Raw genomic sequence first — 12,593 nt, 5'->3', positions numbered from 1 at the left:
GATCTGGATCAGCAGACAAGCACTCGCCACACAAAGTTTTTAAATGCCGCTTGCTTCGTGTTCCAGCGTTCCTGTGAACTCACATGATGCGCCGTGGTAATAGGTGCATCCGCCGACCTCTTCGATCTCAAGCTTGTAGTCACCAACGAAATTCATCTTGATTTCGCAATAGCGAGGGTTCCGGTCGGACTCCGCTTCTTGCGGATCAAAACCTTCACTCTGGATTTTGAATGTCGCCTTTTTGTCTTTGATAGTGACATCACCGGAGACACCGCCACCGCAACCTGGCTGATTATCGACCATCGGGACGCTTGTAGACAGAGATACGGCATATTGATCGCCACTTTTGTGCGTCACATCAGCCTTAAGTTCCATGCCTTTATTGCTTGTAAAAAGTCCTTCATGCGGATTGAAGCCAGGCTTGTTTTCCGCAGAAGCTGGCAAACTCATCACTGCAACTGTCAATCCCAAGAGAAAAATTCGAAGCATATTCCACCCATCGCTGCTTATCGTAAGACATAAAAACGTAGATAAGACTTTGATTATTTAAGCGATCCGGTCAAGCACATATAATATTTCCGTGCTGTCAGCATAATTGATCTGTCGGAAGCGAACGTTGCTAGAATTGAAGTGTTGCAGCGCTTCCCATTCATAAGACTTGAAATCTGCCTTATGCCTGCCTATTTTCCAGCCTTCGGTTGGAATGCACCCGCCGCTCGCAGCCTTATGGCCATGGTAAAGCATTCTGAATTCACGTTCCTGTTCCGGTGACGGCAGAAACGGCAATGCGAGCACCCGTTTACGAAAATGCCGCTCACATTCAGGAGCGAAACCATGACCACAGCCATGCTTGCTGGGCACAATACAACTGATTTCAAACATCAGGCTCGCCGTTTGCGGCAGGCCTTGGGTGAAGAAGGCATCAACATCAGCCACGGAAAGGCGCTTGACCTCGTTGCACGCCAGTCCGGTACGCGCGACTGGAACACACTTGCCGCTCAGGACGTAAAAGCTGAAGCCACACGCGTTGAAGATAATACTGCGCCTTATCGTGTCAGCCAGCGCGTTTCAGGCATGTTCCATACAACCGCTTTCGAGGCACGCATCATCGGCGTCGAGGAAACGATCAAGCCTGATCTCTGGCGGATTACACTGCAGTTCGATCCGGCGATCAATGTTGCAGTCTCGCCAAACCTCTCGATGCTGCGCAGGCGCTTTACTGTCGTTGTCGGGGCAGATGGAAAGTCCCGCAGGCTGACCGGCAGTGAAGCCGGCGGGATTACACTTAGCGTGCAATAATTTCGCCTGAAAGAACTTTGGCGCATGATTCTAAATGATTCTGGTAAATTTCAGACATATTCATGCGCTGATCACCGCCACACACTTCCGGTCCGCGTTAAAACGGGCCGGAGGCCTTGATATCGCGTCTAAGGTTGCGACCTATTGGGCACTTGCGGCCTGAAACATTGACTCTCTGCGATGCTGATGTAAATCAGACAGCAAATTTAAAATACCCAACCGACAGGTCAGGAACATGGACAAGTTCACCAAGCTCACGGGCGTCGCAGCCCCCCTGCCGATCGTCAATATCGATACGGACATGATTATCCCTAAGGATTATCTGAAGACGATCAAGCGTACGGGTCTGAGCAAGGGGCTTTTTGCCGAAATGCGCTTTAACGAAGACGGAACCGAAAATCCGGATTTCGTACTCAACAAGCCTGGTTATCGCAATGCGCAGATACTGGTTGCTGGCGATAATTTTGGCTGCGGCTCCTCGCGTGAACATGCGCCTTGGGCGCTGCTCGATTTCGGCATCCGTTGCGTGATCTCGACCTCTTTCGCCGATATCTTCTACAACAACTGCTTCAAGAACGGCATCTTGCCGATCAAAGTCAGTCAGGAAGATCTCGACAAGCTGATGGACGACGCTTCACGCGGCGCCAATGCAACACTGACCGTCGATCTTGAAGCCAAGGAAATTCATGGCCCAGATGGCGGCACAATCTCCTTTGACCTTGACGATTTTAAGCGTCATTGCCTGCTCAATGGTCTCGATGACATCGGCCTGACTATGGAAAAGGTAACGAACATCGATACCTTCGAGGCAAAGAACGCACAACAGCGTCCCTGGGCATAATGGCTTTTAGTATTACAAGCTCATTGCCAGAAAGTCCGGCGGCCTTAATCATTGAATAGGACCCGGTTGGCTGAAATGGCCCGAGAAGATCAAAGCGGCGACTGGGCGGGACGTCTCTCGCCCTCGCTTGATGAAGTCGAATCCATTGCGATTGAAGCGTTAGCGCATCTCCCGCAGGAATTTCGCGCGCTTTGCGGCGACATCATCATTCAGATCGCAGATTTCCCCGAAGAGCAGATCGTCGAAGATATGGGCCTCGAAACGCCTTTCGATCTTCTTGGCCTGTTTGAAGGTGTGGGAATTGGCGAGCGTTTCAGCCTTCAAACCGGCGACACTCCCAACCGCATCACGCTTTTTCGTCGTGCAATTCTCGACTACTGGTCAGAGAATGAAGAAACACTTGGCGACATCATCACCCATGTCCTCATCCATGAAATCGGCCACCATTTTGGCCTTTCTGATGATGATATGGAAGCTCTGGAAGCGCATGCTGATTAGAGCAACACATTGGCGTTGTGTTGCACAGATTTGTCATTTCTGATCAAAACAGTGACAATTTCGGTATTTTTCCAGTAGATTTCGATACAATCGCATACAGATATTGAATGCGGAGAATGCTATGAATTCCCTCAGTGCAATCTGAGTGATGATCATGAGCCTTTCTCCGGCCGCCTACCAGCTTCTCCTCGTCTACACGACCTATGTGATTGCAGCCGGCAGCCCCGGCCCGAGCAATATGCGCATTATGGGCGTCGCCATGCATCAGGGTCGAAAGGCGGGGCTTATATTCGCTGCCGGTGTTGTTACTGGTTCGATTTTCTGGGGCTTGATGGCCGCAACCGGTGTCTCGGCCATCCTCACACGCTTTGCGGAAGCACTGATTATCCTTAAAATCTTCGGTGGTCTTTATCTGCTGTATCTGGCCTTCAAGGCTGGACGCGCCGCCATGACGTCAGATGCGAAAATCGCTGCCCGGGCGCCAAATGGCGACGCATTTCTCTCAGGCGGCGAACTTTACCGGCGTGGATTGCTGATGCATCTCTCCAATCCCAAATCCATTCTGTCCTGGATTGCTTTGGTGACACTGGGCCTCGGCACCAACTCATCATGGTCTCACTCAGCCGCGTTTCTGGGTGGCTGTATAGTGCTTAGCGTCACTATTTTCTGCGGCTATGCGATTGTGTTTTCAACGGCGCCCATGGTGCGTTTATATCGCGGCGCCCGTCGCTGGATCGAAGGTGTACTGGCTGCAGTCTTTGGTCTTGCCGGTATCCGTCTGCTTCTGTCACGCTGAAACTGTTTGAGAAACGAGTACCGCAATGAAGATTTTCAAAGGCCTCTCCGCTTTCCCGCTCACGCCAATCGACGCAACCGGCAATCTCATGGAGGAGGCGCTGTGCCGTTTCCTTGAGCGCATTCACGAGGCGGGCGCGGACTCGATCGGCCTTCTGGGAAGCACTGGCGGCTATGCCTTTCTCACGCGTGAACAGCGTCGGCATACAGTGAAGACAGCCGTTAAAAGCATTGGCGGGAAAACGCCGATCATCGTTGGTGTGGGTGCATTGCGCACCGATGAGGCGAGTGCGCTTGCGCGCGATGCTGCAGATGCCGGTGCAGATGCGTTGCTGCTTGCCCCCGTCTCCTATACGCCGCTAACGCAGGAGGAAGGCTTTCAGCACTTCAAAGCGGTTGCAGAAACGACTGACCTGCCGTTATGTATCTATAATAATCCCGGCACCACCCGTTTCATTTTCAGTGATGAACTGATTGCACGACTAGGGGCCCTCAAAAACATCAAAGCAATCAAAATGCCTCTGCCAGCCGACGACGGCTATGTGGCAGAAATCACAAAACTACGCTCTGCAACACCGGATGACTTCGCCATCGGTTATAGTGGTGATTGGGGCGCAAAGAATGCACTGCTCGCAGGAGCTGACGCTTTCTACAGTGTCGCTGCTGGCCTTCTGCCGGCTCAGTCAGTAGCACTGGTCCGCGCCGCACAAAGCGGCAATCAGGCTGAATCCGAACGCATCAATGCAGCATTTGAACCACTATGGGAGCTGTTTAAGACCTTCGGCAGCTTCCGCGTCATGTATGTGATTGCTGACCTTCTGGGCCTTGCAAAGATCGAGCCGCCACGACCCATTCTGCCATTAGCCGCAGAGACCCATGGACAAGTGGAAAATGCACTCGCCAAAATCAAAGCGCTCTCTCTTCGATCAGAAATTTGATAGCCATGAGAGCTGCACAACGACTGAGCAATATGTCTCGTTCATCTGCCAGATCAGCAGCAAAACGTTCGCTAACCCGGCGATAAGACGTTTCGACTGATGGGTTCAAGAGATATCGTTGCTCTATGCTCGCACAGGTAGAACGCAGCTCATCCATGTTGGGCAAAATTCCCATCGAAGTCACTTCCTGCTGAAAATATGCAGGATACCATAAAACAAAAGGCGCCCTTTTCGGGCACCTTTTATATTCTTCAGATTAAGCTACGCTCAGACGGACATCGATATTGCCGCGGGTTGCGTGCGAATAAGGGCAGACGATGTGTGCTGCATTGACCAGCTCTTCGGCCTTGGCCTTGTCCACGCCCGGCAGAGCAACTTCAAGAGCAACATCAAGACCGAAGCCTGTGCCGTCGTCGCGCGGACCGATGCCAACCGTCGCGGTCACAGTGCTGTCAGCTGAAATCGAAACCTTCTCCTTGGAAGCCACGAATTTCAAAGCACCGAGAAAGCAGGCTGCATAGCCGGAGGCGAAAAGCTGTTCGGGATTGGTGCCCTCACCGCCCGAGCCGCCCAATTCCTTTGGCGTATCAAGAACGACGCTAAGACGTCCGTCAGCGGTCTTGGCACTGCCGGTACGTCCGCCCGTTGCGGTGGACTGTGTTGTATAGAGAATGGACATATGACTTCTCCTGTTTGTGAACTTATCTTCGCGAACAAAGTTGCAAATAATTAAATTGTTCGCAATCTAATTTTGCAAAATCGTTTTTCACGATTATGTGACGCGCAATTCAATTGTGCATAGCTTATAATCGCGGTAGGGAAGGTGGATCATGAACAGCGACCACAAAGACTCCCACTTGCACTTATCAGATATGGTCTGCTTCGCGATCTATTCAACCGCGAATGCGCTGACGCGTGCCTATCAGCCCATCCTGAGCAAGCTCGACCTGACCTATCCGCAATTTCTGGTCATGCTGGTCCTCTGGGAAAAAGACGATCAGACGGTATCGGAGATCGGTGGGAAGCTGAACCTTGATTCCGGCACACTGACCCCTCTCCTCAAGCGTCTTGAAACGGCTGGCCGCATCAAGCGCCGCCGCGACCCACAGGATGAACGTCAGGTGCGCATTACGCTGACTGATGAGGGACAGGCTTTGCGCGAAGCTGCGGAAAGTATCCCGGAACAGATTTTCTGCGCGCTGGGTCAGCCATTAGACGACTTGAAGGATTTACGTGCGCGATTGCTCGATATTCGCAGCAATCTTACGGATAGTGTTCCGCGCTAGAGCATTTCCTGTTTTTCTTGCATCATTGGAAATGCTCTATCTCTTTGTCTTTCGCATTATCCGACGCAACTCCGTTTTAACTGGCACCGCTCTAACAAAAAAGCGCCGGGAAACCGGCGCTTTTGTTTTTAAAACTGCAGTATCAATTAAGCAGCAAGCGCCTTTGGCGTGATCAGGCCACGAGCGACCAGCAGTTCTGCGATCTGGATCGTGTTGAGCGCTGCACCCTTGCGCAGATTGTCGGAAACAACCCACAGTGCCAGACCGTTTTCAACGGTGATATCTTCACGGATACGGCTGATATAGGTGGCGTCTTCGCCTGCCGATTCATAAGGCGTGATGTAACCGCCATCTTCGTGCTTATCGACAACCTGACAGCCCGGTGCATCACGCAGAATTTCACGGGCTTCTTCTGCTGAAATCGGGTTTTCAAACTCGATATTGACCGCTTCCGAGTGACCGATGAAAACAGGAACGCGTACAGCTGTCGCGGTGAGCTTGATCTTCGGATCGAGCATCTTCTTGGTTTCGGCCACCATCTTCCATTCTTCCTTGGTGTAGCCGTCTTCCATGAAGACATCGATATGCGGGATCACGTTGAATGCAATGCGCTTGGTGAACTTCTGTGCTGTCACAGGATCAGCAACGAACACAGCGCGCGATTGCTGGAACAGCTCATCCATGCCTTCCTTGCCAGCGCCCGAAACCGACTGGTAGGTCGAGACTACAACGCGCTTGATCTTGGCTGCATCATGCAACGGCTTCAGAGCTACAACGAGCTGTGCCGTCGAGCAGTTCGGATTGGCAATGATGTTCTTCTTGCGGAAGCCTTCAATCGCGTCAGGGTTCACTTCCGGAACAATGAGCGGCACATTGGAGTCATAACGCCATGCGGAGGAATTATCGATAACGACGCAACCCTGCGCACCGATCTTTGGCGACCATTCCTTGGAAATATTTCCACCAGCGGACATGAGGCAAATGTCGGTATCGGAGAAGTCGTACTGGTCAAGTGCCTTCACCTTCAGCGTCTTGTCGCCATAGGACACTTCTGTACCCTGGCTGCGACGCGAAGCGAGAGCCACGACTTCATCAGCCGGAAAACCGCGTTCTTCGAGGATATTGAGCATTTCGCGACCGACATTTCCGGTGGCGCCGACGACTGCAATCTTAAAACCCATTTACCTTCTCCTGTCCTCTCCGCTTCCATAAAAACCCGCGACCAGCGGGCCTTTTCCCTGGGCCGGACCCGGGGAGAGAGGGCGAGCAGGCCAAGGGGTCAGACCGTTTTGGTGGTCGTTTTAATGCAAGTGGCCGTGGTAGTTTTGGAAACGGACGCCATGAGGGCACCGATGGCGATGAGGCCATTCAGTCCACACAGGCTATGTGATGCGCGAGAAGCGTTCACGGGATTGTCTCCTTTTCCGATTGCGCTTTTAAGCCCTTTGAAAAAAGAGTCAATGATTTCTCGAAGAGAAGCGCAACAAAACTGCTCAAAAATACAGGAACAATACCGCTTATTACGTTGCGATATTCAAATGCAAAGGCCCGCGCGGCGAATGCTGCGCGGGCCTTCAAATGGCATGCTGCTTTATCAATAAAGGAGGCGCGTCCGCACAGTACCCGGAATTTCGCGCATCGCCTGAAGAACGTCTTCGGCATGTTCTTCCATCGCGTCACCCTCGATCACCACATAGCCAACTTCACCATCGGTCTGCAGAAACTGGCTGACGATGTTGATGTTATGTGAGGAGAAAATATTCACGAGACTGTTGAGAATGCCCGGGCGGTTTTCATGCACATGCATGAAACGCGTGCCATTGGGACGCGCAGGCAGCTGCACCTGCGGGAAGTTAACCGCACCAAGCGTCGAACCAACATCGGAATATTCCACCAGCTTACGGGTGACTTCCAAACCAATGCGTTCCTGCGCTTCTTCAGTCGAGCCGCCAATATGCGGAGTGAGAATGACATTCTCCAGCCCCTGCAACGGCGAAACAAACGGATCCTTGTTCGAGGCAGGCTCAACCGGAAACACGTCAATTGCCGCACCGGCGAGATGGCCTTCTTTCAGAACCTTGGCCAGCGCTTCCAGATCGACCACAGAACCGCGCGCATTGTTGATGAAGAAGGCGCCCTTCTTCATCTTGCGCAGCTTGGCTTCGGTGATCATCTTGGCCGTCGACTTGTTCGATGGCACATGCAAGCTGATCACGTCCGAAATTTCGAGCAGTTCGTCGAGCGTTTCAGTCGGAATAACATTACCGTATTGCAGCTTGTCGGTCATGTCGAAATAGCGGACCGTCATGCCGAGGCTTTCAGCCAGATTGCCGACCTGCGAACCGATATTGCCATAGCCGACGATACCCAGCGTTTTGCCACGCACTTCGCGACTGCCTGTCGCGCTCTTGTCCCAGCCGCCCGTATGGGCCGCATTGGAGCGCGGGAAAATGCGGCGCATCAGCATGATAATTTCACCAATCACCAGCTCAGCCACAGAGCGCGTATTGGAGAACGGTGCATTGAAAACGGGAATGCCGCGCTTGCGAGCAGCCTTCAGATCCACCTGATTTGTGCCAACCGAGTAGCAACCGACAGCAATCAGGCGCTGCGCTGCTTCAAACACTTCGTCAGTGAGCTGCGTGCGTGAACGAATACCCACGATATGAGCGGATGAAATCGCCTCAATCAGCTCAGCCTTGTCCAACGCTTTCGGCAAATGAACGACGTTCGTGTAGCCAGACGATTTGAAATAATCGACGGCGGACTGGTTGATGCCTTCGAGAAGAAGAACGTTGATACGCTCACGCGCGAATGAAAGACGTGCAGTCATGGTTGGGGCTTTCAGGCTCTGGCTCAATGTTCGCTCAGCGACATAAATCAATCTGCCAATGTCGTCACTGCGATATTTGGGGGTATGCGGATGAATTGAACTCTGGGAATTTGTCGGCATTTATCGCGAGAGCGACTTAGCACTCAAAGCCCAAGGAAAAAAGCCAATTCGACGAAAACTGGCCGATTTGCGTCGTATTTGGATATTCATTCCAATTTCATCATCACTGCGCAGCCAGTCGCACCTAAAATAAAGGAATTCCAGTGCAAAACAGACAGGAAAAGTGCGCGATTTACCTTCCGTCCGGATCGCCTGATCTAGTCTTCATTCCGAGTCGTGCCAGTCCGATCACGTTCATAATGTCTTTTAAGTGGAAACGGCGGCAGCCAGGACTCACGCCGAATGGTCCAGAGCTCATAGGTCGGCGTCAACTGATCGATGTCATCGAGCGAGCCGAGATTGATCTCAACTTCATCATCTGAACGGGAAAACACAGACGAGCCACAGCGCGGACAGAAAAACCTCCCTTCATAATCGCGCGTCTCGCCATGGATGGTAACGGCAGCTTCGGGAAAAATTGCCGAGGCGTGAAACAGTGCTCCATGCTGCTTGCGGCAATCGAGGCAGTGACAGATGCCTACGCGATAGGGGTGCCCGGATGCAGCGAACCGAACATCTCCACACAGACAACCACCGACAAAACGGTCCATTTCTTGCTCTCCTAGAATAACTGCCAAGTGAAATTCTACCTCGAACAACAGTACCAATCTAATTTGTCTTTGACCCGCTGAATTTGAACTTTCACCCCTTAGTCAAGGCCGAGCCTTTCTCATACTAAAAGATAATAAACGGATTAAACGATTCAGTTCATCATGCGCTCGTGGAAAAGTGCGCGGAAGTTGGAGGAGAACGTCCGCACACGTCAGCAAAAATGCTGTTGGGAGGAACCTTACTTATGTCAGTTCAATCGAGCGCCAAGGCTGGCGCGCCAAAAATGACGCGTGAAGAAAAGAAGGTGATTTTCGCTTCTTCACTCGGCACAGTATTTGAATGGTATGACTTTTATCTCTACGGGACACTGGCTGCCTTTATTGGCGCGGCGTTCTTTAATGAATATCCGGAAACAACCCGCAATATCTTCGTCTTGCTCGCATTCGCAGCAGGCTTTCTCGTCCGCCCGTTCGGCGCGCTTGTCTTCGGACGCATTGGCGATCTCGTCGGTCGTAAATACACCTTTCTCGTTACCATTGTTATCATGGGTGCATCGACGTTCCTCGTCGGTATTCTGCCTGGATCGGCAACCCTTGGTATCGTCGCGCCCACAATCCTGATCATTCTGCGTATGTTGCAGGGTCTGGCACTCGGCGGTGAATACGGTGGCGCTGCAACTTATGTTGCCGAACACGCACCGAATGGCCGTCGCGGCTTCTATACGTCATGGATTCAGACAACGGCAACGTTGGGGCTTTTCCTTTCGCTGATGGTCATCCTGAGCATTCAGAACGTGATGACCACTGAGTCCTTTGCTGCCTGGGGTTGGCGTATTCCTTTCCTTGTTTCGATCATTCTCCTGGGCATCTCGGTCTGGATTCGTTTGCAGATGAGCGAATCCCCTGCCTTCAAGAAGATGAAGGAAGAAGGAAAGACCTCCAAAGCGCCGCTTTCCGAAGCATTCGGTCAGTGGAAGAATGCCAAAATTGCCCTTATCGCTCTGTTCGGCCTGACAATGGGGCAAGCTGTCGTCTGGTATACCGGCCAGTTCTACGCACTGTTTTTCCTTCAGAACGTACTTAAGGTCGAGAACCAGTCGGCAAACATCATGGTCGCGTCGGCGCTCATTATCGGCACCGGCTTCTTCGTGGTTTTTGGCTGGCTCTCGGACAAGATTGGCCGCAAGCCGATCATCATGGCGGGCTTGCTTCTTGCAGCAGTCACCTACTTCCCGCTGTTCAAAGCACTGACTCATGCAGCCAACCCGGCTCTTGCTCAAGCTGAACAGACGATCCGGGCCACCGTTTCTGCGGCACCTGGCGACTGTAACTTCCAGTTCAATGCAACCGGCACATCGAAGTTCACCAGCTCCTGTGATATCGCGACGAGCTTCCTGTCGCGCAGTGCTGTTCCTTATGACGTCGTAACCGGTCCGGCCGGACAGCCTGCAACCATCAAAATCGGCGATTCCACTGTGACGTCCTTTGATGCGATCCAGGCTGGAGCGGAAGCGACTGCCAAGCAGGCCGCTTTGACCCACGACATCAACCTTGCCCTGCAGAAAGCAGGCTGGCCGCTCGTTCGCAGCCCTGCAAAAGTTGCAGATTCCAAGCTCGATGCCTTCATCGCAGCCAATCCGGAACTGGAACTGAATGCTGAAGCTGTCCGTGCCGGTGAAAAGGCAACCATGTCGAGCGCCGATCTCGTCAAAGCCAAGATCATCACGCAGGCAGAAGCCGATGCTGCAGCACAGCCTGAACAGGCTGTCTACACCATCCCGAATGCCGGCGCGTTCAAGATGATTGCCGATCCATCTCAGATCAACTGGGTTATGACGATCGCCATTCTTACCGTCCTCGTGATTTACGTCACGATGGTCTATGGCCCGATCGCCGCTATCCTCGTTGAAATGTTCCCGACCCGCATCCGTTATACCGGTATGTCGCTGCCATATCACATCGGCAACGGCTGGTTCGGTGGCCTTCTGCCTGCAACCGTCTTCGCAATGAGTGCGGCTAAGGGCGATATCTATTACGGCCTTTGGTATCCGATCATCCTTGCAACGATCACACTGGTTATTGGCATCATGTTCGTCAAGGAAACCAAGGACGTCGACCTCAACAAGATCGAGTAGTCGGTCAGACTTTTAGAGCGCCGATCTGATTGGATCAGATCGGCGCTCTAAATATTTGTTTTAACGCGCATCTTTGTCCGAAAACCGTTTCACACTTTTCGGGATGCGCTCTAAAGCTAAAGCGCCGCCCCATTTGGGCGGCGTTTTCTTTTGGGAAGGACGATCAACGGTACTGCGCCTCGATCTCGATCAGCTTCTGCTTGCGCCAAAGACCTCCGCCGTAGCCCGTCAACGAACCATCCGCACCAATAACGCGATGGCAAGGAATGATGATGGCAATCTGATTGGCGCCATTGGCGCGTGCTACGGCGCGTACTGCGAGCGGCTTTTCTACGGCCCTTGCAATTTCGCTATAGCTTCGTGTCTCACCTGCCCCGATATTCTGCAATTCGCGCCAGACGTCGCGCGTGAATGCGCTCCCATGCAATACCAGCGGAATATCGAAATCGGCGGATCGTCCTGCAAAGAACGTATCAAGCTGCTGTTCCAACACATTATGCGACGGATATCGCCCTATCCCGATTGCACCATGGCAGGCCTTGTGCAGCTTTTTAAGCTCTTGCGGCAGCGCCTTACGATCAGCGAACTCCAGCAGATGCAAAGCTGACTGATCGCATACTGCAATCATTGTACCGAGCGGCGTCCTGATCCAGTCAGCGCGGAGCAAACCATCCTTTTGCAACTGTGCTGGCGGAAGCCCCAGAATGCGGGCAAAGGCATTGCGGAAAGCATCCGGCGATTCAAAACCCGCATCGACCTGCGCATCAATGACGCGCTCACCCTGCGCCAAAGCCTGAAACCCTTGTCGTAATCGTTCCTGCCGCGCCATTTCCAGAAACGTAATGCCGAAATGTCTTCTAAAACTGCGGCGCACCGTGGATGGATCCAACCCCATGCCGGCGACATCATCCTCGCTCCAGCGCCTTTGCGGTTGCGCTTCCAGCGCCTTCAGCAAACGTTCAACAGACACGTCTGCTTCCGCCGCAGGCTGCAACGGGTGACATCTTTTGCAAGGTCTGAAACCATCAGCAATACATTCGGGAATAGAAGCAAAAAACCGGCAGTTTTCTTTAAGCGGCTTTCTTGCCGGGCAGGTCAGCCGACAGAAAATGCCGGTCGAAAGGACGCCAACATAGGCTTTGCCCTCGTAAGCTGCGTCACGGGCAAGCAATGCGTCATACAGGACGCTCGGATTTGGAAGGGTGTTCAACATGCTTGCCATTCTTAATGTCTTTGTCGGAAATAGCAGCCGGAAATC

13 protein-coding genes are annotated in these 12,593 nt (G+C 52.6%); 7 read left to right on the top strand and 6 right to left on the bottom strand.

The genetic code is table 11. The features are described 5' to 3' along the window. Positions 1-39: 39 nt before the first annotated feature. Positions 40-450, bottom strand: a complete 411-nt coding sequence (locus ACSME1_RS14435) for a hypothetical protein (protein WP_051514765.1) — start codon at positions 448-450, stop codon at positions 40-42. Between the two features lie 384 nt (positions 451-834). Here ACSME1_RS14435 and ACSME1_RS14430 point away from each other — a divergent pair, with 384 nt between their 5' ends. From ACSME1_RS14430 to ACSME1_RS14410, 5 genes are all read left to right on the top strand, one after another. Next, entirely contained in the window at positions 835-1,299 is a 465-nt protein-coding gene (locus ACSME1_RS14430) for a glyoxalase superfamily protein (protein WP_024897627.1), read from the top strand. Positions 1,300-1,534: 235 nt separating this feature from the next. Continuing rightward, the gene (leuD, locus tag ACSME1_RS14425; protein WP_024897626.1) at positions 1,535-2,140 is read left to right on the top strand and encodes a 3-isopropylmalate dehydratase small subunit; all 606 of its coding nucleotides are present in this window, start codon (positions 1,535-1,537) and stop codon (positions 2,138-2,140) included. Positions 2,141-2,215: 75 nt separating this feature from the next. Further along, positions 2,216-2,638: a metallopeptidase family protein gene (locus ACSME1_RS14420; protein WP_036567283.1), complete on the top strand. Its 423-nt coding sequence runs from the start codon at positions 2,216-2,218 to the stop codon at positions 2,636-2,638. A 154-nt stretch (positions 2,639-2,792) separates the two neighbouring features. Further along, positions 2,793-3,434: a LysE family translocator gene (locus ACSME1_RS14415; RefSeq protein WP_024897624.1), complete on the top strand. Its 642-nt coding sequence runs from the start codon at positions 2,793-2,795 to the stop codon at positions 3,432-3,434. 25 nt (positions 3,435-3,459) lie between these two features. Further along, on the top strand, positions 3,460-4,371 hold the full coding sequence (locus ACSME1_RS14410) for a dihydrodipicolinate synthase family protein (protein ID WP_024897623.1): 912 nt from the start codon (positions 3,460-3,462) through the stop codon (positions 4,369-4,371). Between the two features lie 256 nt (positions 4,372-4,627). Here the strand turns inward: ACSME1_RS14410 and ACSME1_RS14405 are convergent, their stop codons facing one another. Beyond that, positions 4,628-5,050, bottom strand: coding sequence for an organic hydroperoxide resistance protein (locus ACSME1_RS14405; RefSeq protein ID WP_024897622.1), 423 nt, complete (start codon positions 5,048-5,050; stop codon positions 4,628-4,630). Positions 5,051-5,201: 151 nt separating this feature from the next. Here ACSME1_RS14405 and ACSME1_RS14400 point away from each other — a divergent pair, with 151 nt between their 5' ends. Continuing rightward, positions 5,202-5,657 (top strand): MarR family winged helix-turn-helix transcriptional regulator, encoded by a 456-nt coding sequence (locus ACSME1_RS14400; RefSeq protein WP_024897621.1) that lies wholly within the window; start codon positions 5,202-5,204, stop codon positions 5,655-5,657. 146 nt (positions 5,658-5,803) lie between these two features. Here the strand turns inward: ACSME1_RS14400 and ACSME1_RS14395 are convergent, their stop codons facing one another. The 3 genes from ACSME1_RS14395 to ACSME1_RS14385 form a co-directional block, all read right to left on the bottom strand. Further along, complete coding sequence (locus ACSME1_RS14395; RefSeq protein ID WP_024897620.1) at positions 5,804-6,838, bottom strand: aspartate-semialdehyde dehydrogenase; 1,035 nt, start codon at positions 6,836-6,838, stop codon at positions 5,804-5,806. Positions 6,839-7,251: 413 nt separating this feature from the next. Next, a complete protein-coding gene (serA, locus tag ACSME1_RS14390) occupies positions 7,252-8,490 on the bottom strand; it encodes a phosphoglycerate dehydrogenase (RefSeq protein WP_024897619.1) in 1,239 nt (412 codons plus the stop codon). Between the two features lie 317 nt (positions 8,491-8,807). Beyond that, positions 8,808-9,200, bottom strand: coding sequence for a GFA family protein (locus ACSME1_RS14385; RefSeq protein WP_024897618.1), 393 nt, complete (start codon positions 9,198-9,200; stop codon positions 8,808-8,810). A gap of 245 nt (positions 9,201-9,445) precedes the next feature. On the opposite strand from ACSME1_RS14385, the gene ACSME1_RS14380 reads away from it, so the two are divergent. Next, positions 9,446-11,335 carry an MFS transporter gene (locus tag ACSME1_RS14380; RefSeq protein ID WP_024897617.1) on the top strand — a complete coding sequence of 630 codons (1,890 nt, stop codon included), beginning with the start codon at positions 9,446-9,448 and terminating at the stop codon, positions 11,333-11,335. 163 nt (positions 11,336-11,498) lie between these two features. Here the strand turns inward: ACSME1_RS14380 and ACSME1_RS14375 are convergent, their stop codons facing one another. Beyond that, on the bottom strand, positions 11,499-12,548 hold the full coding sequence (locus ACSME1_RS14375; protein WP_024897616.1) for a bifunctional transcriptional activator/DNA repair enzyme AdaA: 1,050 nt from the start codon (positions 12,546-12,548) through the stop codon (positions 11,499-11,501). Between the last annotated feature and the right edge of the window lie 45 nt (positions 12,549-12,593).

The sequence above is a fragment of the Brucella pituitosa genome, assembly GCF_965577835.1.
Taxonomy (GTDB): Bacteria; Pseudomonadota; Alphaproteobacteria; order Rhizobiales; family Rhizobiaceae; genus Brucella; species Brucella pituitosa.
Note: the sequence above shows the minus strand (reverse complement) of the source record. Positions and strands in the feature narration are given on the sequence as shown.

What these genes read in the sequence shown, in the direction of transcription:
- ACSME1_RS14435 (WP_051514765.1), bottom strand. Translation starts at nt 450, where the DNA reads ATGAGTTTGCCAGCTTCTGCGGAAAACAAGCCTGGCTTCAATCCGCAT.
- ACSME1_RS14430 (WP_024897627.1), top strand. Translation starts at nt 835, where the DNA reads ATGACCACAGCCATGCTTGCTGGGCACAATACAACTGATTTCAAACAT.
- leuD (WP_024897626.1), top strand. Translation starts at nt 1,535, where the DNA reads ATGGACAAGTTCACCAAGCTCACGGGCGTCGCAGCCCCCCTGCCGATC.
- ACSME1_RS14420 (WP_036567283.1), top strand. Translation starts at nt 2,216, where the DNA reads ATGGCCCGAGAAGATCAAAGCGGCGACTGGGCGGGACGTCTCTCGCCC.
- ACSME1_RS14415 (WP_024897624.1), top strand. Translation starts at nt 2,793, where the DNA reads ATGAGCCTTTCTCCGGCCGCCTACCAGCTTCTCCTCGTCTACACGACC.
- ACSME1_RS14410 (WP_024897623.1), top strand. Translation starts at nt 3,460, where the DNA reads ATGAAGATTTTCAAAGGCCTCTCCGCTTTCCCGCTCACGCCAATCGAC.
- ACSME1_RS14405 (WP_024897622.1), bottom strand. Translation starts at nt 5,050, where the DNA reads ATGTCCATTCTCTATACAACACAGTCCACCGCAACGGGCGGACGTACC.
- ACSME1_RS14400 (WP_024897621.1), top strand. Translation starts at nt 5,202, where the DNA reads ATGAACAGCGACCACAAAGACTCCCACTTGCACTTATCAGATATGGTC.
- ACSME1_RS14395 (WP_024897620.1), bottom strand. Translation starts at nt 6,838, where the DNA reads ATGGGTTTTAAGATTGCAGTCGTCGGCGCCACCGGAAATGTCGGTCGC.
- serA (WP_024897619.1), bottom strand. Translation starts at nt 8,490, where the DNA reads ATGACTGCACGTCTTTCATTCGCGCGTGAGCGTATCAACGTTCTTCTT.
- ACSME1_RS14385 (WP_024897618.1), bottom strand. Translation starts at nt 9,200, where the DNA reads ATGGACCGTTTTGTCGGTGGTTGTCTGTGTGGAGATGTTCGGTTCGCT.
- ACSME1_RS14380 (WP_024897617.1), top strand. Translation starts at nt 9,446, where the DNA reads ATGTCAGTTCAATCGAGCGCCAAGGCTGGCGCGCCAAAAATGACGCGT.
- ACSME1_RS14375 (WP_024897616.1), bottom strand. Translation starts at nt 12,548, where the DNA reads ATGTTGAACACCCTTCCAAATCCGAGCGTCCTGTATGACGCATTGCTT.